Raw genomic sequence first — 25,558 nt, forward strand, 5'->3', positions numbered from 1 at the left:
GCGAACCGATACGAATTCATGCTTGAGATTGAACGAAAATTCCTGGTGGTATCCGGGGCGTACAGGGACCACGCCACCTCACGCAGGGAAATGGTACAGGGGTTCTTAAGCACGGATCCTGAGCGGACCATCCGGGTGAGGCGCTCCGGCGAAAAGGCCTGGATTACCATCAAGGGCCTGACCACGCAGGCGGGGACTACCCGCCAGGAATGGGAATACGAGATTCCTCCCGGGGATGCCGAATCGCTGCTGGCACTGTGCACGGATACCCCGATCCGCAAAACCCGGTACGAGGTGCCCTCCGGGCGCCACGTGTTTGAAGTGGATGAATTCCGGGATGCAAACGCCGGCCTGGTCCTGGCAGAGGTGGAACTCGCACGTGCCGATGAAGATTTTTCCAGGCCCGAATGGCTTGGGAAGGAGGTAACCGGCAATCCGGCTTATTACAATTCGCAATTAAGCATCAAACCCTATAGCACATGGAACGATTGATATACGGAGCCGGCATCTTCATACTGGCCATAGCACTGAGCGCCTGCGGCGAACAATCCCGCAACACGCCTGCGGATTCGCCCGGATTACCGGAATCGCCGTCCGGGGAACCCGCTGCGGGGACGAGTAGGGAAAAAAGCTTCGGGGAACTGCGGGAAAACCTGGTTTCCGAAGGGTACCAGGTATTTGATTACGTCGATGAGAAAACCGGGGATACCGTACTGATGCAGCAGTATTTCATGGCCTTCCTGAAACGGGGCGGTTCCCGTTCGCAGAGCCAGGAGGAGGCAGACAGCCTGCAGCAGTTGCACCTGGCCCATCTGGGGCGTATGTACGAATTGGGATACGCGGATATTTCCGGGCCATTCGGGGATGACGGGGACATCCGGGGCGTGACCATCTACAACGTGCCAACCCTGGAAATGGCGGATTCCCTGGCCCGATTGGATCCGGCTGTCCGCGCCGGCCGGCTCGAAATTGAAATCCACCCCTGGTGGGCGGCTAAAGGATTCCCCCTTCGCTGATCAGCGCAGGCTCCGGAACTGGCGCAGGAAGCGGACATCGTTTTCGCTGAGCAGGCGGATATCCGGGATCTGGTGGAGCAGGAGCGCAATGCGGTCGATACCCATGCCGAACGCAAACCCGGAATACGTCTTGGAATCGATGCCGCAGTTCTCCAGTACGTTCGGGTCTACCATCCCGCAGCCCATGATTTCCAGCCATCCGGTGCCTTTGGTCATCCGGTAGTCCGTCTCGGTTTCAAGCCCCCAGTACACATCTACTTCCGCACTGGGTTCGGTAAACGGGAAATAGGAGGGACGCAGGCGGATTTTGGATTTGCCGAAGAGGGCGGTGGTAAAATAGCGGAGGGTCTGCTTCAGGTCTGCAAAGGAAACCCCCTTGTCGATATACAGGCCTTCAACCTGGTGAAAAAAGCAATGCGAACGCGCAGAAATGGCCTCGTTTCGGTAAACCCGGCCGGGCGAAATGGTCCGAATGGGCGGTTTGTTGTTTTCCATGTAGCGCACCTGAACCGACGAGGTGTGTGTCCGCAGTAGGATGTCCGGGTCGGTCTGGATAAAAAAGGTGTCCTGCATATCCCGGGCCGGGTGGTATTCCGGCAGGTTCAGGGCGGTGAAGTTGTGCCAGTCGTCTTCGATTTCCGGGCCTTCCGACACGGTAAACCCAATCTGGGAAAAGATATCGATAATCCGGTATTTCACCTGTGAAATCGGGTGCCTGGAGCCCACTTCCAGGGGCTTCCCGGGGCGGGTGAGGTCGCCGTAGCGCGTTTCGGCTTGCTTCCCGGCTTCCAGGGCCTCCCGCAGGGCGTCCACCTTTTCCGCAGCTGCATTTTTCAGCTGGTTTACGGTTTGGCCGAATTCCCGCTTTTCGGACGCAGGCACGTTTTTCAGTTCCGCAAAAAAAGCGGTTAGCAACCCCTTTTTGCCGAGGTATTTGATGCGAAACGCTTCGATGGCTTCCGGGGTGTCCGCCTGGAATTCCCGTACTGTTTCCAGATGTTCTTTCAGTTGGTCGATCATGCTGCTCGATGCACGGACGCGGCAAGCGTCCAGGGTTTTAAAGCAGGGACAAAGGTAAACAATTCCGGCAACCGGAAAGGCATTTCACCCTTCAAAACGCCCCGGGCGGATACCCGATCAAACGGTATCCGGGATATTCTCCCGCACCCAGGCCACACAGGCCCTGAAGGATTCAAAAATATGCTCCTCCGGCACGAGGTCCGGGATGATGTCGATTCGCGACATCATATACCGCGGCTGATCCTGGATGTCCACGAACAGGGGGATGACCTGCTTTCTCTGCAATTCCTGCAGCACGTCTTCCATGGCGTAGAGGCCGGACTGGTCCATGTATTGCATCCTCCCGAGGCGGAGGATCACCGCCTGGGCTGTGGGGGGTATCTGGTCGGCCAGGCTCTGGAAATCGCTGGTGGTCCCGAAGAACAACGGCCCCTTGATATGCTTGATAAACACCTCTTCCCGGAGTTTTGCGGGGAAGTTGCCCTCGTCCGGCCAGGCCTTTTCATCGTTGAGGGATTTCACGTCCGACCGCTGGGCCGTCAGGTCGCCGATTTTTTTCATGAACATCAGGGAGGCGATCACCAGGCCGATACCCACCGCGTAGACGAGGTTCCAGAAGGTGGACAACACGAGTACCACCAGCATGACAATTACCTCGGAACTCAGCTTGACGGGCCCCAGGGTAATATCCTTGGGCAGGCTGGGGATGGCGCGGAGGCCCTTGTAGTCCATCACGGCAATCCCTACGGTAATCAGAATCCCCGCCAGGACGGCTGCCGGGATCTGGGAGGCAATAGGCCCGAGGGCCAGCAGGACCACCAGCAAAAGGATGCCGGCAATCATCCCGGAGAGGCGCGTTTTACCCCCGGAATTGATGTTCACAACGGTCCGGATGGTGGCGCCGGCCCCAGGGAGGCCGCCGAATACGGCCGCGATGCTGTTGCCAATCCCCTGGCCCACCAGTTCCTTGTTGGGTTTGTGTTTGGTCTTGGTCATGTTGTCGGCCACCACTGAGGTCAAGAGGGAGTCGATGGCCCCCAGCAAGGCGAGCGTCAGCGCAGTAAAAACATAGGGGGTAATGGTGCCGAGCCGGAATTCCGTGAGGATTTCCAGATTCGGGATGGGGAAGCCTTCGGGGATTTGTTCGATGGGCCGGTAGTCCAGGCCCAGGCCCACGGCAGCACCCGAGACCACCAGGAGGGACACCAGGGTACTGGGGACGGCGGTGGTAATCCGTTTGAACCCGTAGATGATAAAGATGGTCGCCAGGGCCAGGGCTACTTCCAGCCAGTTGATGTTGTTCAGTGCCCGATCCATGACCCGCAGGGCGCCGATTACCCCGCTGGCCTCTTTGGCCGCGAGGGTGGCGGATTCCTTCCGGATGGCTGCTTCGGTGATTTCATCGGCCCGGTTGATGGTTTCTTCGAAATTCTCGAGTACGAGGATACCTTCCCCCGCTTCTTCTTTCAGGATATTTTCGAGGATAAGCTCTTCTGCCTGGGGCTTGAATCGGCTTACAAATTCTTCGTCCTCCTTGGGGTAATACCCCAGGGCAGGGAGGATCTGGGTGACGATGATAATTACTCCGATAGCCGTCATAAAGCCCGAAACAACCGGGTAGGGGATATACCGGATATATTTGCCCAGCCCTACCAGGCCGAGGCCGATCTGCATCAGCCCGGCGAGCAGGAATACCGTGAGGATGGCGGGCATGGCCTGTTCCACGCTCCCGTCGTTGACGGCGATGATACTGGCGATGATCACCATGCTCACCGCGGTCATTGGAGCGGTGGGCCCGGATATCTGCGTGGGGGTCCCCCCGAAAAGGGCTGCGAAAAAGCTGATGAAAATAGCCCCGTAGAGGCCGGCACTCGGCCCGAGCCCGGAGCTGACCCCAAAGGCCAGGGCCAGGGGAAGGGCGACGATCCCGGCGGTGATTCCCCCGAACAGGTCTCCCCTGAAATGGGCAAAAAGTTGCTTCATGGTTGCGGTTGCTTGTGGCACCAGAAGATACAAACAAAAAACTGAAAAAGCCGGCACGCAAGTGCGTGCCGGCTTTTTTCGTTGGGGGTTCCTGTCCCCGGGGAATCAGGCCCGGGATTACTCGTAAAACGTCACAGCCCCGTTGCTGATGTCGTACATGGCGCCGACAATGGCAATCTCGCCGTCGCTCTCCATTTCGCTGAGGATCTTGCTCTGCTCCCGGATCTGGTCGATGGCCATTTTGACGTTGACCTCGGATACGGCGTCCACGAATTCCAGGTTCTTGGAGTTCCGCAGGGATTCGTCCTGGGGTTCTTTTACCGCAGTGACTGCCGGTTCGATCTTGTTGATCAGCGTGGTCAGGTGACCGAGGCGCGCGTGGTCGCAGGCCCCTTTTACGGCCCCGCAACTCGTGTGGCCGAGAACCACCAGCAATTTGGTTCCTGCCAGTTTGCAGGCAAATTCCATACTTCCCAGAATGTCCTGGTTGATAAAATTGCCGGCGATACGAATGCTGAAGATATCCCCCAGGCCCTGGTCGAATACGAGCTCGGCGGATACCCGGGAATCGATGCAACTCAGGATGGTGGCAAACGGGAACTGGCCTTCTGCCGTATCGTTGACCTGTTCGAGCAGGTTGCGGTTGGCTTTCAGGTTTTGTTGAAACCGCTGGTTGCCCTCCTTGAGGAATTGCAATGCCTTATCAGGCGTCATGGTTGCCTGGGTTTCTTTAGTATGTGCTTTCATGTGATAATTGTTTAGGTTCTTATGCAGTTTTCTTGGGGCGGAGGTTGAAAAATTCCAGGTAGCTCGGCGGATTGTGAGCTTCGCCCCGCTCGGAAATCAGCAGGATGTCGATGTTCCGGTTTTTCGCTTTCAGCGCGAAATCGTCCAGGATTTCGATGATGTCGTTGTCCAGGTAACGGGTTTTACGCACATCCAGTTCAAGATAGGTGTTTTCCGGCAGACTGTCCAGTTCCTTGAGGATAGCGCCCTTGTTGATAAACGTAACTTCCTCGGCCAGGGTCATTTTTACCCGGTGCTTCCCGTTGTCTTTCTCCTGGATATGCAGGAAGTGGGAATTCTGGTAGCTCTTGATCAGGATCACGACGATGCCGACTCCCAGTCCGAGTCCGATCCCGATCAGCAGGTCGGTGAAGATAATCCCCACCACGGTAACCACAAACGGGACGAATTGTTTCCAGCCCTTGATGTACATCTCCTTGAAAAGCGAAGGTTTGGCCAGTTTATAACCCACCAGGAAAAGGATGGCTGCCAGTACGGACAGCGGGATCATGTTGAGCAATGTCGGAATCAGGATCACCGAGATCAGCAGGAAAAAACCGTGCATGATGGCGGCCAGTTTGGTCTTCCCGCCGGACTGGATATTGGCCGAACTCCTGACGATTACCTGGGTGATGGGCAAGCCGCCAACGAGGCCGGAAAGCATATTCCCGGTTCCCTGTGCCAGCAACTCGCGGTTGGTGGGGGTTACGCGTTTCTCGGGGTCGAGTTTATCCGTGGCTTCCACGCAGAGGAGGGTCTCCAGGCTGGCCACCAGGGCAATGGTAAAGGCGGTAACCCAGATTTCGGGCCGGCCGATGACCGCAAAATTCGGGAAGCTGAACTGGGAGACAAAAGATGCAGCATCCTCGGGAACGGGAACGCTCACCAGGTGTTCGGGGGCGATAGCGAGGAGCTCGTTGCCCTGGGTGAAAACATAAAAAAGGATTCCGACAACCACGGCCACCAGGGGCCCCTGTATCAATTGGAATATTTTGGCCTTCTTGGAGAGTACTTTCTCCCAGAGGATCAGGATGCCCAGGCCGATAAGTGCGATGATGGTCGCTCCCGGGGAGATATTGTTCAGGGCGTTGAACACCTCGGAGAAGGTGTTTTCCCCGTCTACCTGGAAGAAGGCAAAATCCCCTTCCGGATCTGAATCGTATCCGAAGAAGTGCGGAATCTGTTTTAGGACGATGATAATCCCGATACCGGTGAGCATTCCTTTAATAACGGAAGAAGGAAAATAATAGCCGATGATCCCGGCGCGCAAAACGCCGAAGAGAATCTGGATGGCGCCACCCAGGACGACGGCTACCAGGAAGTTTTCCCACCCCCCCAGGGCCCCGATGGCCGTGAGGACGATGGCGGCAAGCCCGGCTGCCGGGCCGCTGACCCCAATGTGGGAGCCGCTGAGCGCGCCAACGACGATCCCCCCGATGATCCCGGCAATCAGTCCGGAGAACAGGGGGGCCCCGCTGGCCAGGGCAATCCCGAGACATAGCGGGATAGCCACAAAAAAGACGACGATACTTGCAGGAAGATCCTGCTTGATATGTTTAAACATGGAAGAACGAATTGATTCCGCAGACCCGGTTACCGGGGCGCGGAGATTAGTAAGCTGTTATTAATTGGCGTAATCAGGCGTACAGCTGTACTTCGGGGGGTGGCAGGAGGATTTCCCCGATAAAATCGGATTCGTCACAGGTGGAACTAAACCCCGGACGGGGAATGGAATATGCCCAATTTTCGGAATAGGGCATGAGGTTGTGAATGATCAGTTTTTCTTCGAGGGGATCTACCTTAACGGTTTTTCCAGACTCTTCCTCGGCAGTATTCATGGTAATCGCGATGGTCTCCTCGGATTGATATAGCCAGGCCAGGGGCGAACCGATAATGGACAGCGCCCAGAAACCCAGGATTGCTATAAGAAATGGCTTGGATGGCATACGCGTATTGGTTGCCGCAAAAATAAGAAAGTATACGGAACCGTCCTGTTAACTAAATTTTAAAAGTCTTTCAGCAAACGGAGGGCTTCAGCGGGCATCCAGCCGGTCTGCCCGTCTTCCAGTTCAATTTTTCGCCAGTCTGCCAGGGAGTCGCGCACCTGAACTTTGGTCCCCTCGTGCAGCTGAAAAGCGGTCTCCGACCCCCGGTTGGGCTCGGTCCGGACCGCAACTTCCCCGGCAAAGATTATGGCCGGCTGGTCCTGCAGGTAAGCCCGGTGCTGGAGGTATGCCAGGGTCGTGGATGCGGTGGCCAGCAGCAGGAACAGCAGCCCGGCCAGCAGGGCTATCCGTTTTTTGTTCGGGCTCGACAACTGATAAAAGGCCAGGGAACCGAGGACAAACAAGATCATAAAAGCGATCCCCAGGTAGGCCCACTGGTCGATGCCAAACCGGTAGAGCAGGCTTTCGTATGCGCGGGAAATTTCGGTTTGCGGGAGCGGTTGGATGGCATCGAGGGTCATGTTCTGCGCAAAGGCGAGGTTGTTCCGAATCTCCGGGTCCGCGGGGTCCAGGAGCAGCGCTTTTTCATAGTAGTAGATACTCGGGGCGATTTCCCCCATTTTGTAGTACGCGTTCCCCAGGTTGTAATAGAGGGCGGCGGAATGCCGGTTGTCCCCGAGGATCGCTTCGTAATAGCCGACGGCCTCCTCGTATGCCCCTTCGTTGTAAGCCTCCGTGGCTTTATGGAAAAGGGAATCCGCCTGCGACCACCCGAGCGGGGCGGCCAGGAGCATCAGGAGCAAGATGGGTATCCTATGTATCCGCTTCATTTTACAGGGATTTATCCAGTTCGGTGATCACCTCGCTCGCCTTGTCGTAATCCTGTTGCATCTGCACCCTCGAAAACGGGCTGTACCGCGCCATTTCGCAATTTTCCAGCAACCGGGTGAAATCGTCGACGGCGTCCGAAGCCACGCCCCGGTCCGTGAGCAATTCGCGGATTTTGTCCTTGCTGAATTCCGAGGTTTCGATCTTCAGTTTGGCCTTCAGGTAATTGTGCAGGGCGCGTTCCAGGGCAACATAGAAGGCGTCCTTTTGCCCGAGTAGCTTGCGCGCCCGGGACAGGTAGCGCCTCGCCAGGCGGTTGGCCCGCTTCACCTTGTTCCCGACTACATCCCGCTGGCGCTCCTCCTGTTTTCTTCGAAGGACGACAAACAAAGGGATGAGGAGCAGGGGTGCCAGCAGCCAGATTATATGAGCCCGGCTTCCAAAGAACGGGCTCCAGGTTTTGCTGCTGAGTTCCGGCCGCAGCTTGATGAAATAAAACTGGTTGCCCGAAATCACCGGCGATTTAACGGCTCCGGGGGCTGCAGGTGTACTGGCCGCAACAGCCGTGGGCCCCTCTGTGACTTCAATGGTAATCTCGTCGGAGCTCATGCTTTCGTAGGTTTCCGTGCGCGGGTTAAACCAGGAGAAGTTGATGGGGGGGATGGGATACTTGCCCTGGAACCCCGGGACAATGGTATATTGCTCGGAAACGGAACCCTGCATGCCGCTGATGGTGGTGCGTATGTCTTCGCTGAACTCCGGTTCGTAGACCTCCAGGGAACTCGGGAGCGTGAGCTTTGGCAACTGGAAGAGTTTCAGGTTTCCGCTGCCGCTCACCGACACGGTGGCCTGAAGCGATTCCGTGGCCTTGAGGCTCGTTTTGCTGGTCGTTACCTCAAAATCCAGGTCGCCGACGGCCCCGCTGAAGCCTGCCGGTTTCCCGGCTTCCGGCAGGGGGCGTACCTGCAGCGTCCGCCGGCCGGCAGAGACGGTTTTATTCGCAGTGGCGTAGATGCGCTCCCCGAAAAAGTTCCGCTTGTCCGTGGGTACCTCCAGGGAAACCTCCAGGGCCAGGGGCTCTATAGCGAGTTCGCCGCTTTTCTGGGGGTAGAGGACCACCCGTTTCAGCACGACGTACCGGTAGGGCTGGCCGCCGTAGGTGCCATTTTCGATGCTGTATTTGCTGAAAGGGATTTCCTGGCTCCAGAAATTGTTGTATTTCGGGTTGTCCAGGGGCCTGAAATTCGAAACACCCACCGTGGAGCTGAAGTAGAGTTTGTACACCACGCTCACCGGTTCGTTCATGTAGGGGTTGGTCTTGGACACCTCAGCAACGAGGTGGAGGTTCTCGTCGGCGATTTCGTCTACGGATGGGGCGCCGTTCGGGTTGTCCACGGCTTCCGTGACGGTGACTTCCCGGGGGATGGTCTTATGGACTTCCCCTGAGATGACGATGGTTCCCTGACCGATGGTAAACCGGCCTTTGGCCTCTGGGGCCAGCACATAGGTATACGTCTTGGAATAGGACCGCACCCCGTTGATCCAGGAGGAGCTGATGGACTGGGAGGGCCCCATCAACACGCGGAACCCTTCAAAATCCGGCGGCACAAAATTGTCCCCGTCTTTGTTCATCACAAAATCGGCCCGCAGGCGTTCGTTTACCCCGAGCCGCTCCTTGCTCAGTTTCAGCTCAAAGGTAACTTCCCCGTCCTCCTGCCCCAGCAGGGCAGTGGCCGAGAAGGCCAGAAATAACGATATGATCCAGCCCCGTATCCGCATCTACCAGTCCTTTTCAGTTTTAACCGGGGCCCCTTTGACCTTCTGGGCGTCAATTTTTTCCTTTACTTTCTTCTCCTCGTTCTCCATCGCCTGCAGCAGGTTCTGGATTTGCTGGGGCGACAGCTGATTCGGGCGGGGTTGTTCCTGGTTCTGTTCCGGCTTGCGGTCCTGTTCCTCCTTGCGGTCCCCGTCGCCTTCCCGGTTTTCCTCCTGCTCGTCTTCGCCCCCGCTTTGCTGCTGGTCTTCCTCCTGCTCCTGTTCCCCGTTATCGCCCTCGTTCTGTTCCTGGTTTTGCTGCTCTTCCTCCTGCTGGTCTTCCTGTTCCTGCTCCTGGTTTTCCTCGTCCTGCTTCTGTTGTTCCTGGTCTTTTTTCAGCAGCTCCTTGGCAAGGGCCAGGTTGTAGCGGGTCTCCTCGTCTGTCGGGTCGTTGCGGAGGGCCTCCTTATAGGCTTCAACCGCCTGTTTGTAATCTTTCTGCTTCATAAACACGTTGCCCATATTGTGGTAGGACTTGTGTTTCTGGGACTTTTCCCCGGCCCGTTCCCCGGCCTCCTTAAAGCGGCCGAATGCCTCCCCGTAGCTGTCGTTGCGGTAGTAGGCGTGTCCGAGATTGTAAGGGGCAGCCGTATTTTCGGGGCTCTTGGCAATGGCCCGGCGGTAGTTGGCCTCAGCGCTCACAAAATCGTCCTCGGACAGGTCCTCGTTGGCTTCCCGGGTCAGTTCCCGGGAGGCATCCATCGCCTTGGGATCCGGCGCACCGGCTTCCTGGGCCCGTACCCAGCCGGCGCAGGACATTATTACCAGGGTGAAAAATGCGATCCGTTTCATTCAGGCAGCTTTCTTTTCATTAAACAAATCCAGTTTCCTGAGCCAGCCGGTTTTGCGCTCGAGTACAAAAATATCCAAAAACAACAGCAGGAGCCCTGCGCCCAGAAACCACTGGAACTGGTCTTTGAACTCGGCAAATTGCCGGGCCTCGAATTCCTTCTTGTCCATTTGCTGGAGCAGCCCGCTGATCTGTTCCACGGCAGCTGCGGTATTGGCCCCCGGAATGTATTCCCCATTGCCCTCCGAGGCGATTTCCGCAAGGATCGATTCGTTCAGCCGCGTGATAACCACTTCCCCCCGGGCATCTTTTTTCAGGCTTTCCAGGACCCCGTTCCGCTTGATGGGGATGGGCGCTCCCCGGGCGCTCCCCACCCCGATGGTAAAGATGCGGATACCCTGGTCGGTGGCCTGTTCAATGGCGTCCATTACCTGGTCCTCGGCGTGGTCCTCCCCGTCGGAAACCAGGAAGAGGATCCGGTTGGTCTGCTCCTCATCGTCAAAATAGGTGGCCGCGAGTTCGATGGCTTCGTGGATGGCGGTCCCCTGGGAGGAAAGCATATCCGTATTCATGCTTTGCAAAAACATTTTGGCCGCCCCGTAATCCGTGGTGATAGGCAACTGGGGGAAGGCCTGGGCGGCGTACGCGATGATCCCCACCCGGTCGCTGGCCAGTTCGTTGATGATTTCGGATACGAGGCGCTTGGCCTTTTCCAGGCGGTTCGGGGCGATGTCTTCGGCCAGCATACTCTTGGAAACGTCAACGGCAAATACGATGTCCACCCCTTCCCGCTTGACGGTCTCCAGTTTGGTGCCCATCTTGGGGTTGACCAACCCGAGGATCAGGAAGGCCAGGCCCAGCAGGAACAGCAGGAGTTTCAGTTGCGGTTTGAAGAGGGAGCGGTCCGGTGCCAGGCGCCGCAGCAGCCGGGGGTCCGCAAACCTGCGCTGGGTGCGTTTCTTCCAGATATGGTGGGCGAGATACAGCACCAGCAGTACCGGGATGACCAGCAGCAGGTAAAAATAGATGGGTTCGTCGAACTGTATCATTGCCTGATTATATAAAACTCCGGAACACAGTGAATCGCAGGCCCCACTCCAGGAGCAGCAAAGCCCCTGCCAGATAGACCCACGGCCTGAATTTTTCCTCGTACCGGTAGTATTTGAATTCTTCCACCTCCGTTTTTTCGAGTTTGTTGATCTCTTCGTAGATCGCCTCAAGCTTTTCGTTGTCCGTGGCACGGAAATACTCCCCTCCGGTGGCCGTGGCGATATCGGTGAGCAGCTCTTCGTCGATCTCCACCTGCCGCATGCCGTAGCGGAACGATCCGTCCGGGTTGTACCCGATGGGGGAGAGGGCGTTTCCGTTGGTTCCCAAACCAATCGTATAGGTTTTGATGCCGTATTCCAGGGCGAGGTCTGCGGCTGTCTGGGGTTCGATGAAACCGGCGTTGTTCACCCCGTCCGTCAAGAGGATAATCACCTTGGAAATGGCTGTGCTTTCCTTGAGGCGGTTTACCGAAGTGGCCAGGCCCATGCCGATGGCCGTTCCGTCGTTGAGCTGTCCGTAGGTGATCTCCCGCAGGGCCCCCAGCACGATGGATTTATCGCTGGTGATCGGCGTTTTCGTATAGCTTTCCCCCGCATAGGCCACCAGGCCGATACGGTCGTTCGGGCGCTTCCGGATGAATTCGGCAGCCACTTCCTTGAGGGCGGAGAGCCGGTTGGGACGCAGGTCCCGGGCCAGCATGCTGGAGGACACGTCGATGGCCATGACAATATCGATCCCCTTGGTGGTCTTGGTGCGGGTGGAAATGTCCTGGGTCTGCGGCCGGGCCATGGCGGTGATCACGGCGGCCAGCGCGAGCAGCCGGAGCGCGAAGAGGGCCGGTTGGAGCCGGCTCAGCAAGCCGGGCCTTCCAAAGCCCTTCAGCGAAGGAATTCGCAGGCTGGCGCCCTGCCGGTTCCGCTTCAGGACATACCAAAGCACCGCCAGGGGCAGTGCCAGCAGCAGCCAGAAGTATTCCGGGTTTGCAAATTCAATATCAGCGCCGATCATACGGTAGTTTTAACTTCCAGTGTTTTTACAATGCGTTCCACAATATCCTCCGAATAGGCATCCCCGTCTTCCCAGGTCATCACTACCTGCTGCAGGAACCCCTTACCGCCGAAAACCAGGATGCTGTAAGCCCCTTCCATGCTCCCGGAGGAATCGGGCAGGTCAAAGGTACCCTTTCCGTACACGCGCACGCCTTCCACGCCCGAAATCGTCGTGAAAGACTCTTGTTTCATGATGATATTCCGCGCACCCGAGGCCTCGAATTGTTCCAGGACTTTCTCAATGCTCTGTTCAAAATCGGGTTCGGACTCCGGGTCTGCGAAAAGGGTGGAGCTGGCCATGATGGAAAAATTGGCCCGGCGATTGTCGTAAGCGAACACATCCATGTCCCGGATACTCCCTTTCGCCCCGGCGGGAAGTTCCACCTCTTTGCGGTAAAGTACTTCCGGGGTTTCCAGTAAAATGGGCGGGTAACCATAGGAGCTCGCTATCCATTCCCCTTCCAGCAGGGATTTTGTAGGCGTGCCGAAAACGGCTTCCCGCACGTTTCCGGGCCCGAAGTACGCCAGGGCGGATACCAGGCCCACCACGAGGATACCCGCTGCCGTTGCCAGGCCCACCCGCAGGCGTTTGCGGCGTCGCTGGCTGAGGATTTCCTGCCGGTATTCCTCCTGCTCCATAAGTTCCTCTTCCGTAGGCTCGGGCAGGGCGTCATGGGTCCGCACCACGATGTCACGAACCTGCTCCCGGTCTGCTTCCGCCTCCCGCAGCGGGGGTTTGGATTTCGCAAACTTTACCAGGTCGGCCGTCTGCAGGATCCGACGAAACCGGCTCAGCGTCTCGGCATCCAGGTTGAGTTGCCCGGCATCCCGCAGGAGCTCCAGTTTGGTTATGAGTTCTTCCGTGGTACTTTCCAGGGCGGTCACGTGTACCTCTTCTTCCAGGTACGCCCGGACGATGGTAGTGAGTTCCGTGTAATACCCCTTGAAATCATCTTGGATGAGGTAGCGGGTAGATTCCAGTCGCTCCAGCTCAATCAGCGCCCGGTCATATGGGGGTAAGAGGGCCTCCTGCTCCGCTTCGGTCAGCGGCTTTTCCCGGAAGACGAACCAGTAGAGTGCCCCACCGGCCAGCAGGAGTACGAGAAGGGTCCAGCCCAGCCACCGGATCCAGCGCCAGGGGTTCCCCTCCACTTCCACCATGGGTTTGATGTCGTACAGGTTTTGTTCCAGGGTATCTACCGGGACGGTGGCCACCGAGACAAAAAGCGAATCCGTGAAGTACCCTTTTCCGTCTATTTCAATCCGCTGGCTGGGCAGCAGGTAAGCCCCGGAATCGAACTGGGTGAGCGCGTAGGTTTTCAGGAGCTCCAGGCGGTTGTCGCGGCGGGTGGTATCGGTCTTGAAAGCCTCCACCGTTTCCAGGGGCGAAAAAGTCTGGCCGTCCGGGAAAATGACTTGGGCTGTGGTGTCCGCCTCCACGCGAACCGTAAACCGGATTTGTTCGCCGATACGGATGGCTGTGGTATCCACTTCGGAGGAGACCAGCGGCAGCGACTGGGCAAACGCAACCTGCAGGCCCGCCAACAGGAAGAGCAGGGCGGGCAGCCGCCTGAGCAGCAACCCGGCCGGGGTTTTATATGGGGGTATTTCCTGTAACATCGCTATCCTCTGCGTTTAAAGTACCCGAGCAGTTTTTTCACATAACTTTCGTCTACCCGGCAATCCAGCGTCCCGCACCCGGCACGTGTAAAAGTATCCCGGTAGTAGCCTACCCGGTCCCGGTAATGGGCGGCATAGGCATTGCGCAAGCGCCGGGACTGGGTATTTACCAGCCGCAGCTTTCCGGATTCGGCATCCAGCATGCGGACCATCCCGAGGTTCGGGATATCACTTTCCATCGGGTCGTAGATCCGGATGCCCGTCAGGTCGTGTTTATTGCCGGTTACCCGGAGTGTCTTCTCGTAATCCTCGGCCATAAAATCGGAAAGCACAAAAACGATAGCCTTCTTCTTGATGACGTTGGACAGGAATTTCAGCGCCTCGGAAAGGTCTGTCCGGTGGCTTTTGGGCTCAAATTCCAACAGCTCCCGGATAATGCGTAAAACGTGGCTTTTTCCCTTTTTCGGTGGGATGTAAAGCTCCACTTCGTCCGAGAACAGAATCAGGCCCACCTTGTCGTTGTTCTGCAGGGCCGAAAAGGCCAGGGTGGCCGAAACCTCGGTAACCACCTCCCGCTTGAACTGCCCGACCGTACCAAAGAACTCCGAGCCGCTGATATCCACCAGGAGCATCAGGGTGAGTTCCCGCTCCTCTTCGAATACCTTGACAAATGGCTCGTTGTATCGCGCGGTGACATTCCAGTCGATAGATCGGACGTCGTCCCCATACTGGTATTGCCGGACTTCGCTGAAAGTCATTCCCCGCCCCTTGAAGGTGGAATGGTATTCCCCTCCGAAGATGTGATCGGACAAGCGGCGCGTCTTGATCTCGATCTTCCGTACTTTCTTTAAGAGCTCTTTGGTATCCATACAGGTGCGGGATTGCAGGTTGGGCCGGTGCCGGCCTCAAAGGGGGCTGCCCGGCTGCCTGGCGCTAGGGGACTTCTACCTCGTTGACAATCCGGTTGATGATTTCCTCGGATGTCACATTCTCCGCCTCGGCCTCATAGGTGATGCCGATCCGGTGGCGCAGCACGTCGTGAACCACTGCGCGGACGTCTTCCGGGATCACGTATCCCCGCCGTTTGATAAAAGCATAGCATTTGGCGGCATTCGCCATGTTGATACTACCCCGGGGGGAAGCCCCGAAACTGATCAGCGGTTTGAGGCCCCCGAGCTGGTATTTTTCGGGGAACCGGGTGGCAAACACGATATCGAGGATATATTTCTCAATTTTTTCGTCCATATAGACCTCCCGAACGGCCTGTTGGGCACTCAGGATTTGTTTCAGGCTCACCACCGGCTGGATCTTTTGCTGGGTACCCTGCAGGTTTTGCCGGATGATCAGCTGTTCCTCGTTCATCTTCGGGTAGTCGATAACCGTCTTGAGCATGAACCGGTCTACCTGGGCTTCGGGGAGCGGATAGGTTCCTTCCTGCTCCACCGGGTTTTGCGTGGCCATCACCAGGAAAGGCTCGTCCAGGATAAAAGTTTCGTCCCCGATGGTCACCTGTCGTTCCTGCATGGCCTCCAGCAGGGCGGACTGTACCTTGGCCGGGGCGCGGTTGATCTCATCGGCCAGGATGAAATTGGCAAAGATAGGCCCGCGTTTGATGGAAAAGTCGTTTTCCTTGATGTTGTATATGAGTGTCCCGATGACGTCCGCGGGCAACAGGTCGGGGGTAAACTGGATACGGGAAAAACTGCCCTTGACCGCCCGGGAAAGCGTATTGATGGCAAGCGTCTTCGCCAGCCCCGGAACACCTTCGAGCAGGATATGGCCCCGCCCGAGCAACCCGATGAGCAACCGCTCCACCATGTGCCGCTGGCCCACGATTGCCTTGTCCATTTCCTGAACCAGTAGATCGATAAAAGCGCTCTCTTCGGCAATTTTCTCATTCACAGCGCTAATGTCTACTGCCTTGGTCTCTTCCATAAAAATGCTTTAGTAATTGTTTGTCAATAAGCGAGTTTAGTTGTACTGCGCAAATTGAAAATTTATTTACTGACTGCCTGTTAACGATTGGTTAAAAATGTTCGGAAACCCCTAGTTTTATGATGGTTTTAAGGGATTTTCTATTTACTTTAAGCAGCCTATGAAAGACACGAATAAAGAGAGCCGCATCATTGCCGGGACGATGACCTGGGGGGTGTGGGGAAGCGATCTGGATACGGCATCGATGGAGCAGCTCATACACGACTGCCTGGAGGCGGGTATCCGCACCTTCGACCACGCCGATATTTACGGAGGGTATACCACGGAAGCCGCCTTTGGGAAGGCCTTTGCCGGTAGCGGCGTGGACCGGGAGGAAATCCGGCTGATCAGCAAATGCGGGATCCAGTATGTCTGCGACGCCCGGCCCATCCGGGTTAAGCATTACCAGTACGATGCGGACTATATTGTCCGATCTGCCGAAACATCCCTGGAAAACCTGGAAACGGACTACCTGGACCTGCTATTGCTGCACCGGCCCAGCCCGCTTATGGAGCCCGGGGAAGTTGCCGCCTCCTTCGACCGGTTGAAGGCCGCGGGGAAGGTCCGGCGGTTTGGGGTCAGTAACTTTACCCCCTCCCAGATCCGGCTGATCGAAACGGCTGCCCCGGTAGAGGCGCATCAATTCGAGTGTTCGCTTTCGGCCCGCGACCCGCTTACCGACGGCACGCTGGACGATTGCATGACCGGCAGGCGCGAGGCGATGGCCTGGAGCCCCTTGGGGAAATTCTTTCGTGAGGAAGGGCCCGAAAGGGACCGGCTGGCAGCCTGCATGGAGGCGCTCATGCCAAAGTACGGGGCGGACGAAAGCCAGTTGCTCCTGGCCTGGCTCATGGGGCACCCGGCGGGCATCCGGCCCGTGGTGGGCACCACAAAAGCCAAAAGGCTCCGGGGTGCTGTCCGCGCAGAGAAAATTGAACTGGAGCCGGAGGACTGGTTTGACTTGCTGGTCGCTGCTCAGGGGCATAAGGTCCCCTGAACCGTTCCCCGGGCCGGCAGGACAGGGTTGGCCGGTGAAAATCGCCCGGGCCGGGAGGCCCTTTAAATGAACTATATGGATCGAATTGTTTGCATTACAGGCGCCACCAGCGGTATTGGACGGGCTACGGCCCTTCTGCTCGCCGGCAAGGGATGCCGCATCATTGCCTGCGGCCGGCGGGGGGATCGGCTGGTCGGGTTGAAGGAGGAGCTGGGAAGCAAGGTGCATACCCTGGCGTTTGACGTGCGCAACCGGCTGGATGTGGAAGCGGCTTTTGCCTCGCTCCCGGAAGCATTTTCACCCGTTGACACACTGATCAATAACGCCGGGAATGCCCACGGTCTGGACCCGATACAGGAGGGAGACCCGGACGACTGGGACGCCATGATCGACATCAACGTCAAAGGCCTGCTCTACGTGACACGGGCCCTTCTCCCGTCGCTGATCAAAAGCGGCAGGGGCCACCTCCTGAACATCGGCTCGACCGCCGGGAAAGAGGTCTACCCGAAAGGGAATGTCTATTGTGCGAGTAAGCACGCAGTAGACGCCCTGAACCAGGCTTTTCGCATCGACCTGAATGCAGAGGGCATCCGCGTGGGGGCCATCAACCCGGGCCTGGTTGAAACCGAGTTCAGCAAGGTGCGTTTCAAGGGGGATGAGGCACGGGCCGAAACCGTGTATGAGGGGTACGAGCCCCTGCGTCCGGAAGACATCGCGGACATCATCTGGTTTGCCCTGAGCCGGCCGGCCCACGTCAACATTGCAGACCTGGTAGTCATGCCCACGGCCCAGGCCAGCAGCACACAAGTCCGCAAAGCCCCATGATCAACAAGCGGTTGCTGATAAAGAACCTCCTGGCCCACAACGACGAGAACAGCTTTTACGACAAGAAGCGATCGATCGACATAGGCCGCAAGGAAGGGAAGGCCAAATTCCTGAAACACGTCTGCGCCCTGGCCAACAGCAATCCGGCCAACCGTTCGTATATCGTCATCGGGGTGGAGGATGCGGACAATGAAATCCTGGGCGTCGACTTTTTTGACGACAGCAAGATCCAGAACCTGGTGAACGCCTACCTGGAGAACCCCCCGCTGATCACCTATGAAAATGTACTCTTCCCGCACCTGGCCGAAGGCAAGGTGGTGGGCCTGGTGACGATTACCTCATCGGGGGAAATCTGCGCTTTGCGCAAGAACATCTGGAAGTATTACGGCGGCGCGGTCTTTTTCCGGGAAGGCAGTATCAGCATGCCGAAGAATTTCGACCTGGAATTGCGGGATGTCAATTCCGGGGTGGTGGCGGCGATAGAACAGAACGCCCGGAACAACATCGAACTGACCCTGGACGGGGTGATCGACTTTCTGAACTACCGGCACCGAGACCTCACCAGCCATTACCGGGTATTCAAAGAACAATTCGTGCTTTGCTGGGCCGGCAACAGGAAGGTGGTGGGGGAAGCGGAATACTACTCCCGTGTGGACATCGAACTGATCAACGAACAGGTCAAACTATTCTATTCGGCCCTGGACGAGGTGTCCATCGCCTTCGATTCGGAATCGTTCGACATCGTGGAATATGTCTACCTGGGCCTGGCCGGCCGCAAGCGCTACTACCCCCTGGAGAAGGTATCCATCCGGTTTGCGGACAACGGGACATACCAAATCCTGAGCGAATTGATTTTTGAGCCGCCCCAGTACGACCGGAAAACGCTTCACCACATTTTCAATGCCAACAAGGCGCTGGCCGCCAAGCTCCGGCAGGGGATCCCCCTGAGGCCTTCGGAAGAAAAGGACCTGCTCCAGTTCCCATCCACCCTGCTCATCTGCTACCTGAACGGCTTTGAAAGCGCCGGCGACCTGATGTACAGTGCCCGGGAGTGGCTTCGGGGTCGGGACGAAAGGGTGTACAATTCCCTGAAGGAGGCCATCCGGATTCTCAGGAAAGTCCGGTACAATTAAAGGGGAATACCCCGGGGGTAGGTTCCGGGGATTTACCCGGACGGCAGGTTATTTTGCCCCGGCCCCCTCCACTGTTTTCAGCCAGAGCAGGCCGTAGGGCCTGATTTCCAATAATGCGCTCTGTACCGAATGGGACGTTCCGTCCACGAGGTTCGTATATGCGCTGCCCTTGAGGTACCCGAGGTTGCGAACCCAGGTGGCGTTGAGTACCTGCGGGTTTTCGTCGAAGTTGGCGACAACCAGCAGGGAGCCTTTCTCCGCCTTTCTCTCAAAGACATAGAGGTGCTCGTTCCCCGGGTGGTGGAGGACCGATTTGCCGCCACCCAGTGAAGGCAGCTTCCTCCGGAGTCGGATCAGCGATTGCAGTCTTGAAAAAATCCGGGACGGGAGGCGATTGGGGTCGTCCAGGGCGGCCACTGCCTCCCAGTCGTGGATGGGCCGGTTTACCCAGCGGCTGTCATTTTCCTTGTCCTTTTCCCGCAGGTACGAATAGTCGTTCAGCATCCCGATTTCATCCCCGGCATAAATGAGCGGGATGCCCGCCGAAGCCAGGATAACCCCGTACATCATGACGATTTTGTCGAAGGCCGTTTCCACATCTGCCGCGTTCCCGGAATCGAGGGCCTCTTCCAGACCCAGCAGGGAGGCCGTGCTCCCGGTTATCCGTCCGTCCCCGGTAACGGGGTTGTACATAAAGAGTACGCCCCGGGAGGGGGACCACTCCAGGCGCTGGCAATAGTAATCCAACAGAAACCGCCGGTGTGCGGCGGGGTTCCACCCGAGGGCTTCAATTTGCCGGTCGTCAAATCCGAGCCCGATATCGTCGTGGCAGCGGATATAGTTTATCCAGCTGCAGGATTCGGGGATTGACGCGATATCCGCCAGGCTCCGGTAGAGCAGGTTGGTCTTTTTGGTGGCGATGGAATTCCACAGGCAGGCCATGTAGGTGGCGTTGTACGCCGCCTCGCACTCGTTGCCGGCCAGGCGGCCTTCCCCGAAGTACCGGACAATTTCCCGGGGTGCCACTATTGCTTCGGCCAGGATGGCGACCCCGGGGGCCACCACCTGCAGGCAAAGCCGGAACAGCGCAATCAACTGGTGTGCCTCCGGGAGATTCTGGGAGTTCGTCCCGAGTTTTTTCCAGAGGAATGCCAGGGCGTCAAACCGCAATACGTCCACGCCTTTGTTGGCCAGGACCACCATATTTTTGAGCATGGCCAGGAATACCCTGGGGTTCGTGTAGTTGAGGTCCCACTGGTACTGATTGAAGACGGTCATGACCCACTGGCCGGTTTCCGGGATAAAGGTGAAATTCCCGGGCGATGTTTCCGGGAAGATTTCCGGCAGGGTTTCCTCGTACAGGTCGGGCAGGGTCCGATCCGGGAACATGTAGTAATACCCGGCGTATTCGGCGTCCCCCTCCCTTGCTTTCTGGGCCCACGGATACTGGTCGGAGGTGTGGTTGACCACGAAATCCAGCATCAGGCAGACCCCTTTATCCCGGCACGCTCCGGTGAATTCCAGGAAATCGGCTTCCGTGCCAAACCGGGGGTCGATCTCCGTGTGGCTGCTAACGGCGTATCCCCCGTCGTTTTCCCCTTTCGGCTGGCGGGTAAGCGGCATGACGTGCAGGAAGTTGACGCCGAGTTTTTCGAAGTAGGGGAGCTTGTCGATCAGCCCCCGGATGTCCCCGCTGAAACGGTCGGTGTACAACTGCATGCCCACCCATTTCTCGGATTGGTACCAGGCCCCTTCGTTCAGGCGCTCCAGGTCCTGTAAACGAAGGTCTTCCGACCGATCCCGGAAGAGTTTTCCCAGCATCCCGGGCAATTCCTCAAAAGCGGCATCCTGACCCGGGTAAAGCGAATAATACAAGTCCTGAATCAGCGTGAGATTGGCGGCCAGCCGTTTTTCGAACAGGGCGGGCAGGTCCTTTTTGGATGGCTTTGCCAGGCTTTTCCCGGCCAGCAGACGATGGATTGCTACCTGGTTCATGCCAGTGCCCGATTCAATTGCTCCTGGTCCGGAAGTGCCTCGATGGCGCCGAACCGCGTGGTGGTCACGGCGCCTGCGGCATTGGCAATGCGCACCATTTCAGCTAGCGCCTCCACATCCGAGGCGATGTGTTCCAGGTCTTCGCGGGCGGCCAGCTGCCAAAGCAGGCAACCGATAAAGGCGTCGCCCGCCCCCGTGGTGTCCACGGGCTCCACCCGGATACTCGGGATGGTCCGCTGCCCCGCACGTGTGCTCAGCCAGGTGCCGTCACCCCCCAGGGTAATCACGATAATTTCCGTACCGATATCGTGGAGCACCGAACAGGCTTTCTCCAGGCTCTCCTCCCCGCTGAGCAATTGCGCTTCCTCCAGGCTGAATTTGCAGAGGTTGGACTTCTCGATAAAAGGGATGCATTTTTTCCTGAAAACGGCCGCCTTGTTTTTCCAAAGGTCGTGGCGGTAATTCGGGTCGAAGCTGATAAAGGCCCGCTGGGTGAGCCCGTCGAAGAAATAATGCCCGTAGGCCTTTTCAAGCGGCCCGCCGAGCAATGCGGTGGCGGCCCCCAGGTGGATCATATTCCCTCGGAAGGACTTTTTGACTTCGGGCATGTATTGCAGCTCGCGGTCGGCCCCCCGGCTAAACACGAAATCCCGCTCCCCGTCTTCCGCAATGGAGACAAAGGCCAGGGTGGTAAAAGTTTCGCTGCGCTGCAAAAACTGCGTATCCACCCGGTTTTCCCGGAGTACGTCCAGGAGAAATTCCCCAAAAGGATCCTCCCCGATACAGCCTACAAAGGCGCTGCGGCCGCCGAGACGGGCAATGGCACTGGCTACGTTTGCCGGTGCGCCCCCGGCTTTCTTTGTGAACATCACTGCCCTGGACAGGTCGCTTCCCTGGTTTTCGCCTACAAAGTCGATGAGCAGTTCGCCCACACAAAAAATCTGTTTCATACTAATGTGTTCCTTTCTGGCCCTGGCCGGGGTTCGGCAGATCGAGGCCAGCGGCTTCGCAGCGTCCGGTTCCGTTTGGAAATGTAAACAGAATTCGAGGATCTCCCCAAATTTTCAAGGATTTATCTGGGAAGGGCTTTTAAGAATGCCTCGCAGGTAGTACCTTACAATCTCCCTCGTGGCGCAGGCCCGCAGGAGCAATTTAATTATTTCGATATGGGATTATTTGATGAAATCAAGAAAAAACTGAGTCACGAGTTTATCGACATTGTCGAATGGCTGGATGATTCCCAGGATACGATTGTCCACCGGTTCGAACGCTACCAGAACGAGATTAAAAACGGGGCCAGGCTGATTGTGCGCGAAGGCCAGAAGGCCGTTTTTGTGAACGAAGGCCAGCTGGCGGATGTCTTTGGCCCGGGAACCTACGAGCTGACCACGTCCAACCTGCCGATACTGACAACCCTCAAAGGGTGGAAGTACGGCTTTGACAGCCCGTTCAAGGCGGAGGTTTACTTTGTGAATACGCGCCTGTTCACCGACGAAAAATGGGGGACGAAAAACCCGGTCATGCTGAGCGATGAGCGTTTCGGGCTTACCGAAATCAGGGCTTTCGGCACCTACAGCTTCCGGATTGAAGACCCTGGAAAATTTGTGGTGGACGTGGTGGGCACGGATGGAAATTTCACGAATTACGAGGTCAACGAACACCTGAAAAGCCTGATTGTCACCCGGTTTACGGATACGGTCGGGGAGGCCAACCTGCCCCTGGAACTCTACGCCGCCAATACGAGCGAATTGTCGGAAACCTGCCGGGAGGTTATGGAGCCGGAATTTGCCCGGGTGGGTATCGAACTGGAAAAGTTCTATATCGAAAACGTGTCCATGCCGGAGGAGCTCAAAAAGGAGATCTTCGAATACAGCCGGCTCGACAAACTGGACATGAGCAAGCTCTCCCAATTCAAGGCGGCGAAGGCCATGGAGGCGGCGGCGAGCAACGAAGGCGGTACGGCCGGCGCCGGGATGGGCATGGGCATGGGGTTTGTCCTGGCGCAACAGATGGGTTCCATGATGGCGCAACCCCAGGCAGCACAACCGCAGCAGCCCCGCGGTCCGGTTGCCTCCGTCCCGCCCCCGGTACCCGTTCCACCCGCTTATTATTACGCCGTCGACGGCCGGCAGCAGGGGCCCGTCCCGTATGAGCGCCTGCAGGAGCTCTTTGCCTCCCGCGCAATCAACCGGGACACGCTTATCTGGAAACAGGGCATGGCCCAGTGGTCCGCCCTGAGCGAGGTGGAGGAACTCAAATCGTTCCTTGGCGGCAGCACACCCCCGCCCCTGCCCGGCAACTGATTTTTCGGATGGAGTTGAGAGGCACAGGGGGAAACCGCCCGAATATGGAAACAATTACATCCTCGGAGCAGAAGAAGACCTGCAACAACTGCGGGGCAGAGATGAAGTACAAGCCGGGCTCTGAACAAATAGCCTGTGATTATTGCGGTTTTGAGGCATTTATCGAATCTTCCAGGAAAAGCTTTGAAGAACTCGAACTCGACCACTATCTGAAGGTTACCGGCGGCGACCATGTATTTACGGATACCATCGAACTGTTGCACTGCAAGAACTGCGGCGCCAGTCAGCATGTGGCCGAAAATTACAAGTCCCTGGCCTGCGTGTACTGCGGGGAACCTCTTATCCGGGAGGACGCCCGGGAAGCGGGCTGGATTTTACCCGGGGCCCTGGTGCCGTTCCAGATCGATGCGGCCCGGGCGCGGCAATTATTCCGGAAATGGGTGCGGGGGCTCTGGTTTGCCCCGGGAAAGTTAAAACGGGCCGCCCTGGACCCGGAAGCCATTCACGGCCTCTACCTGCCGTACTGGACATTTGACGGCAACTTGCAGGCCGACTACACGGGCCAACGGGGGGATTACTACTACGAAACCCAGCGGGTTCGGACCCGCGAGGGAACCAAGACCCGGCAGGTTCGGAAAACCCGTTGGACGCCTGCATCTGGAAGGGTAAGCGGCTTTGTGGACGATATCCTGATCCCGGCTTCCCGGGACCGCAAGGCGGAAGTTCCAACGGCTGTGACAGGCTGGCGACTGGGGGATCTCCGACCTTTCGATTCGGACTACCTATCCGGGTTTGTGACCGAGAAATACTCGGTTTCCCTCAAGGAAGGCCACCAGCAGTCATTCCGCAAGGCACGGGAAATAGCCCGAACGTGGATCCGAAGGGATATCGGGGGCGATACTCAGCGGATCGACCAAACGGATATACGGCTTTCCGACGAAACCTTTAAGCACATCCTGCTCCCGGTATATATCAGCAGCTATTCCTACAAGGGCCGCACGTATAATTTTTATATCAACGGGCAGACGTCGGCCATCCACGGAAGCCGGCCCTATTCCACCTGGAAAATCGTCTTGCTGATCCTCGCCGTACTGGTCGTCGCTGCTGCAATCGGAATACTAACCCAATGAGAAAACTTGTAATCGGAGATATACACGGGGGCCTGAAGGCCTTGCGGCAATTGCTGGACCGGGTGGCCCCGGCCCAGGAGGATTTTTTTGTGTTCCTCGGGGATTATGTAGACGGGTGGAGCGAAGCGGCCGAAACCGTGGACTACCTGATCGGTTTTGCCCGGGAGCACCGCTGCCTGTTCCTGAAAGGCAACCACGATGAGCTCTGTGAAGAATGGCTCAACGGGCAGGCAGAGCGCGAACTCTGGCTGCGGCATGGGGGCGCCGCTACCAAAAAGTCCTACCAGGGGGTGGGTGCAGCCACCCGGGGGCAACACGCCAAATTTTTCAGGGACCTGAAAGCCTACCACCTGGATAGCGAGAACCGGTTGTTTCTCCACGCCGGGTTTACCAACCAGCGGGGCGTGGAGCACGAGTATTTTGAAAAGAATTTCTATTGGGACCGGACCCTTTGGGAAACCGCCCTTTCCCTGGATGCCAGACTGGACCCCTCAGACCAGTTGTACCCGGCCCGCCTGCGGCATTACCGGGAGATCTACATCGGTCATACCCCGGTGGTGCGGATTGGGAAAGACCAGCCATTCCGGGCGGCAAATGTGTGGAATGTCGACACGGGGGCTGCCTTTCGCGGCCCGCTGTCTGCCATCGATGCCGGGAACAAGGAAGTATGGCAAAGCGACCCGGTTTACCAGATGTACCCGGAGGAAACCGGGCGGAACGCCTAGCCCGCTACCCTGCCCGCTGCCGCGGCAAAGGGAGCCTCAGAGTTTTCCGTGGAGGTGTTCGTCCTGCCAGCGCCGAAGTTCCTTCCACTTGTTTTCATAAGCCATCCGGGCCTGCATGGGCCAGGAAGAAGGGTCGTGGATTTTATAACGGTCGCCGCCGGAATCCAGGACTTCCTGGCATTTGGCCACCGGGGTCCCGGCCAGGGCGCGCCACGTTTTGATATCGTAGTTGTGGAACAGGCTTTCGATTTTCGGGCCAATGCCCTCGATGATTTTAAGGTCGTCCTGGTGCACGGTGACCCCGAAATCGGCCTTGGCTGCTTTGTAGTCGAAGGGAATATCCGGGCGTACAGCCTCCGAATTCGCCGTCTCGAGCTGGTGCCGGCAGGCTTCCAGTTCTTCCTGCAGCCGCGCATAGGATGCCGAAAGGGACCGGGCTTCTCCGGACTGCCTGGCTTCCCGGGCTTTCCGGCCCAGGACATACCCGATGGCCATCCCGATAGCTGCGGTCAGCAGCGGAATGATCCAAAACAGGCTTTTCATCGTTTCAGGTTCCATCGTATGTGGCCGGGA

At 57.5% G+C, this 25,558-nt stretch carries 24 protein-coding genes; 8 read left to right on the forward strand and 16 right to left on the reverse strand.

Annotated elements, in window-relative coordinates:
* Window positions 1-18 precede the first annotated feature (18 nt).
* Complete coding sequence (locus RB2501_RS04165) at window positions 19-492, forward strand: CYTH domain-containing protein (protein ID WP_015753497.1); 474 nt, start codon at window positions 19-21, stop codon at window positions 490-492.
* Complete coding sequence (locus RB2501_RS04170; RefSeq protein WP_015753498.1) at window positions 480-1,016, forward strand: YciI family protein; 537 nt, start codon at window positions 480-482, stop codon at window positions 1,014-1,016. The genes RB2501_RS04165 and RB2501_RS04170 overlap by 13 nt, the downstream gene beginning before the upstream one ends.
* Here the strand turns inward: RB2501_RS04170 and pheS are convergent, their stop codons facing one another.
* The 13 genes from pheS to RB2501_RS04235 form a co-directional block, all read right to left on the reverse strand.
* The gene (gene pheS, locus RB2501_RS04175) at window positions 1,017-2,036 is read right to left on the reverse strand and encodes a phenylalanine--tRNA ligase subunit alpha (protein ID WP_015753499.1); all 1,020 of its coding nucleotides are present in this window, start codon (window positions 2,034-2,036) and stop codon (window positions 1,017-1,019) included. It abuts the gene before it with no gap.
* Between the two features lie 117 nt (window positions 2,037-2,153).
* Window positions 2,154-4,019, reverse strand: coding sequence for a SulP family inorganic anion transporter (locus RB2501_RS04180; protein WP_015753500.1), 1,866 nt, complete (start codon window positions 4,017-4,019; stop codon window positions 2,154-2,156).
* 117 nt (window positions 4,020-4,136) lie between these two features.
* Entirely contained in the window at window positions 4,137-4,766 is a 630-nt protein-coding gene (locus RB2501_RS04185; RefSeq protein ID WP_015753501.1) for a carbonic anhydrase family protein, read from the reverse strand.
* 19 nt (window positions 4,767-4,785) lie between these two features.
* Window positions 4,786-6,369 carry a SulP family inorganic anion transporter gene (locus tag RB2501_RS04190; protein WP_015753502.1) on the reverse strand — a complete coding sequence of 528 codons (1,584 nt, stop codon included), beginning with the start codon at window positions 6,367-6,369 and terminating at the stop codon, window positions 4,786-4,788.
* A 73-nt stretch (window positions 6,370-6,442) separates the two neighbouring features.
* Window positions 6,443-6,751 carry a hypothetical protein gene (locus RB2501_RS04195; protein ID WP_015753503.1) on the reverse strand — a complete coding sequence of 103 codons (309 nt, stop codon included), beginning with the start codon at window positions 6,749-6,751 and terminating at the stop codon, window positions 6,443-6,445.
* A gap of 59 nt (window positions 6,752-6,810) precedes the next feature.
* Window positions 6,811-7,581 (reverse strand): SH3 domain-containing protein, encoded by a 771-nt coding sequence (locus RB2501_RS04200; protein ID WP_041326978.1) that lies wholly within the window; start codon window positions 7,579-7,581, stop codon window positions 6,811-6,813.
* Window position 7,582: 1 nt separating this feature from the next.
* The gene (locus RB2501_RS04205; protein WP_015753505.1) at window positions 7,583-9,358 is read right to left on the reverse strand and encodes a BatD family protein; all 1,776 of its coding nucleotides are present in this window, start codon (window positions 9,356-9,358) and stop codon (window positions 7,583-7,585) included.
* The gene (locus tag RB2501_RS04210; RefSeq protein WP_015753506.1) at window positions 9,359-10,186 is read right to left on the reverse strand and encodes a tetratricopeptide repeat protein; all 828 of its coding nucleotides are present in this window, start codon (window positions 10,184-10,186) and stop codon (window positions 9,359-9,361) included.
* A complete protein-coding gene (locus RB2501_RS04215; protein WP_015753507.1) occupies window positions 10,187-11,233 on the reverse strand; it encodes a VWA domain-containing protein in 1,047 nt (348 codons plus the stop codon).
* A gap of 7 nt (window positions 11,234-11,240) precedes the next feature.
* A complete protein-coding gene (locus RB2501_RS04220) occupies window positions 11,241-12,242 on the reverse strand; it encodes a vWA domain-containing protein (protein ID WP_015753508.1) in 1,002 nt (333 codons plus the stop codon).
* Window positions 12,239-13,903 carry a hypothetical protein gene (locus RB2501_RS04225; protein WP_015753509.1) on the reverse strand — a complete coding sequence of 555 codons (1,665 nt, stop codon included), beginning with the start codon at window positions 13,901-13,903 and terminating at the stop codon, window positions 12,239-12,241. The genes RB2501_RS04220 and RB2501_RS04225 overlap by 4 nt, the downstream gene beginning before the upstream one ends.
* Window positions 13,904-13,905: 2 nt before the next feature.
* Window positions 13,906-14,772 carry a DUF58 domain-containing protein gene (locus tag RB2501_RS04230; protein ID WP_015753510.1) on the reverse strand — a complete coding sequence of 289 codons (867 nt, stop codon included), beginning with the start codon at window positions 14,770-14,772 and terminating at the stop codon, window positions 13,906-13,908.
* 64 nt (window positions 14,773-14,836) lie between these two features.
* Complete coding sequence (locus RB2501_RS04235) at window positions 14,837-15,838, reverse strand: AAA family ATPase (RefSeq protein WP_015753511.1); 1,002 nt, start codon at window positions 15,836-15,838, stop codon at window positions 14,837-14,839.
* Between the two features lie 160 nt (window positions 15,839-15,998).
* On the opposite strand from RB2501_RS04235, the gene RB2501_RS04240 reads away from it, so the two are divergent.
* The 3 genes from RB2501_RS04240 to RB2501_RS04250 all read left to right on the forward strand — a co-directional run bounded on the left by RB2501_RS04240 (window position 15,999) and on the right by RB2501_RS04250 (window position 18,832).
* Window positions 15,999-16,874 (forward strand): aldo/keto reductase, encoded by an 876-nt coding sequence (locus tag RB2501_RS04240; protein ID WP_015753512.1) that lies wholly within the window; start codon window positions 15,999-16,001, stop codon window positions 16,872-16,874.
* 75 nt (window positions 16,875-16,949) lie between these two features.
* Window positions 16,950-17,699, forward strand: a complete 750-nt coding sequence (locus tag RB2501_RS04245) for an SDR family NAD(P)-dependent oxidoreductase (RefSeq protein ID WP_041327483.1) — start codon at window positions 16,950-16,952, stop codon at window positions 17,697-17,699.
* Entirely contained in the window at window positions 17,696-18,832 is a 1,137-nt protein-coding gene (locus RB2501_RS04250; protein WP_015753514.1) for an ATP-binding protein, read from the forward strand. The genes RB2501_RS04245 and RB2501_RS04250 overlap by 4 nt, the downstream gene beginning before the upstream one ends.
* Before the next feature lie 48 nt (window positions 18,833-18,880).
* Here RB2501_RS04250 and RB2501_RS04255 read toward each other — a convergent pair whose 3' ends face one another.
* Window positions 18,881-20,827 (reverse strand): amylosucrase, encoded by a 1,947-nt coding sequence (locus RB2501_RS04255; RefSeq protein WP_015753515.1) that lies wholly within the window; start codon window positions 20,825-20,827, stop codon window positions 18,881-18,883.
* A complete protein-coding gene (locus RB2501_RS04260; protein ID WP_041326980.1) occupies window positions 20,824-21,777 on the reverse strand; it encodes a carbohydrate kinase family protein in 954 nt (317 codons plus the stop codon). Before RB2501_RS04260 ends, RB2501_RS04255 begins: the two co-directional genes overlap by 4 nt.
* A 216-nt stretch (window positions 21,778-21,993) precedes the next feature.
* On the opposite strand from RB2501_RS04260, the gene RB2501_RS04265 reads away from it, so the two are divergent.
* From RB2501_RS04265 to RB2501_RS04275, 3 genes are read left to right on the forward strand one after another with little or no spacing between them, the layout of a single operon-like run.
* Window positions 21,994-23,130, forward strand: a complete 1,137-nt coding sequence (locus tag RB2501_RS04265; protein ID WP_015753517.1) for an SPFH domain-containing protein — start codon at window positions 21,994-21,996, stop codon at window positions 23,128-23,130.
* A 44-nt stretch (window positions 23,131-23,174) separates the two neighbouring features.
* Window positions 23,175-24,260, forward strand: coding sequence for a hypothetical protein (locus tag RB2501_RS04270; protein WP_015753518.1), 1,086 nt, complete (start codon window positions 23,175-23,177; stop codon window positions 24,258-24,260).
* Window positions 24,257-24,985 carry a metallophosphoesterase gene (locus RB2501_RS04275; RefSeq protein ID WP_015753519.1) on the forward strand — a complete coding sequence of 243 codons (729 nt, stop codon included), beginning with the start codon at window positions 24,257-24,259 and terminating at the stop codon, window positions 24,983-24,985. Before RB2501_RS04270 ends, RB2501_RS04275 begins: the two co-directional genes overlap by 4 nt.
* A gap of 36 nt (window positions 24,986-25,021) precedes the next feature.
* Here the strand turns inward: RB2501_RS04275 and RB2501_RS04280 are convergent, their stop codons facing one another.
* Window positions 25,022-25,528, reverse strand: a complete 507-nt coding sequence (locus RB2501_RS04280; RefSeq protein ID WP_238528102.1) for a hypothetical protein — start codon at window positions 25,526-25,528, stop codon at window positions 25,022-25,024.
* Window positions 25,529-25,558: the final 30 nt, after the last annotated feature.

Origin of the sequence: Robiginitalea biformata HTCC2501 (assembly GCF_000024125.1) — a bacterium.
Lineage (GTDB): Bacteria > Bacteroidota > Bacteroidia > Flavobacteriales > Flavobacteriaceae > Robiginitalea > Robiginitalea biformata.

Coding starts and splice junctions, on each gene's coding strand:
- RB2501_RS04165 (WP_015753497.1), top strand. CDS start 19: ATGCTTGAGATTGAACGAAAATTCCTGGTGGTATCCGGGGCGTACAGG.
- RB2501_RS04170 (WP_015753498.1), top strand. CDS start 480: ATGGAACGATTGATATACGGAGCCGGCATCTTCATACTGGCCATAGCA.
- pheS (WP_015753499.1), bottom strand. CDS start 2,036: ATGATCGACCAACTGAAAGAACATCTGGAAACAGTACGGGAATTCCAG.
- RB2501_RS04180 (WP_015753500.1), bottom strand. CDS start 4,019: ATGAAGCAACTTTTTGCCCATTTCAGGGGAGACCTGTTCGGGGGAATC.
- RB2501_RS04185 (WP_015753501.1), bottom strand. CDS start 4,766: ATGAAAGCACATACTAAAGAAACCCAGGCAACCATGACGCCTGATAAG.
- RB2501_RS04190 (WP_015753502.1), bottom strand. CDS start 6,369: ATGTTTAAACATATCAAGCAGGATCTTCCTGCAAGTATCGTCGTCTTT.
- RB2501_RS04195 (WP_015753503.1), bottom strand. CDS start 6,751: ATGCCATCCAAGCCATTTCTTATAGCAATCCTGGGTTTCTGGGCGCTG.
- RB2501_RS04200 (WP_041326978.1), bottom strand. CDS start 7,581: ATGAAGCGGATACATAGGATACCCATCTTGCTCCTGATGCTCCTGGCC.
- RB2501_RS04205 (WP_015753505.1), bottom strand. CDS start 9,358: ATGCGGATACGGGGCTGGATCATATCGTTATTTCTGGCCTTCTCGGCC.
- RB2501_RS04210 (WP_015753506.1), bottom strand. CDS start 10,186: ATGAAACGGATCGCATTTTTCACCCTGGTAATAATGTCCTGCGCCGGC.
- RB2501_RS04215 (WP_015753507.1), bottom strand. CDS start 11,233: ATGATACAGTTCGACGAACCCATCTATTTTTACCTGCTGCTGGTCATC.
- RB2501_RS04220 (WP_015753508.1), bottom strand. CDS start 12,242: ATGATCGGCGCTGATATTGAATTTGCAAACCCGGAATACTTCTGGCTG.
- RB2501_RS04225 (WP_015753509.1), bottom strand. CDS start 13,903: ATGTTACAGGAAATACCCCCATATAAAACCCCGGCCGGGTTGCTGCTC.
- RB2501_RS04230 (WP_015753510.1), bottom strand. CDS start 14,772: ATGGATACCAAAGAGCTCTTAAAGAAAGTACGGAAGATCGAGATCAAG.
- RB2501_RS04235 (WP_015753511.1), bottom strand. CDS start 15,838: ATGGAAGAGACCAAGGCAGTAGACATTAGCGCTGTGAATGAGAAAATT.
- RB2501_RS04240 (WP_015753512.1), top strand. CDS start 15,999: ATGAAAGACACGAATAAAGAGAGCCGCATCATTGCCGGGACGATGACC.
- RB2501_RS04245 (WP_041327483.1), top strand. CDS start 16,950: ATGGATCGAATTGTTTGCATTACAGGCGCCACCAGCGGTATTGGACGG.
- RB2501_RS04250 (WP_015753514.1), top strand. CDS start 17,696: ATGATCAACAAGCGGTTGCTGATAAAGAACCTCCTGGCCCACAACGAC.
- RB2501_RS04255 (WP_015753515.1), bottom strand. CDS start 20,827: ATGAACCAGGTAGCAATCCATCGTCTGCTGGCCGGGAAAAGCCTGGCA.
- RB2501_RS04260 (WP_041326980.1), bottom strand. CDS start 21,777: ATGAAACAGATTTTTTGTGTGGGCGAACTGCTCATCGACTTTGTAGGC.
- RB2501_RS04265 (WP_015753517.1), top strand. CDS start 21,994: ATGGGATTATTTGATGAAATCAAGAAAAAACTGAGTCACGAGTTTATC.
- RB2501_RS04270 (WP_015753518.1), top strand. CDS start 23,175: ATGGAAACAATTACATCCTCGGAGCAGAAGAAGACCTGCAACAACTGC.
- RB2501_RS04275 (WP_015753519.1), top strand. CDS start 24,257: ATGAGAAAACTTGTAATCGGAGATATACACGGGGGCCTGAAGGCCTTG.
- RB2501_RS04280 (WP_238528102.1), bottom strand. CDS start 25,528: ATGAAAAGCCTGTTTTGGATCATTCCGCTGCTGACCGCAGCTATCGGG.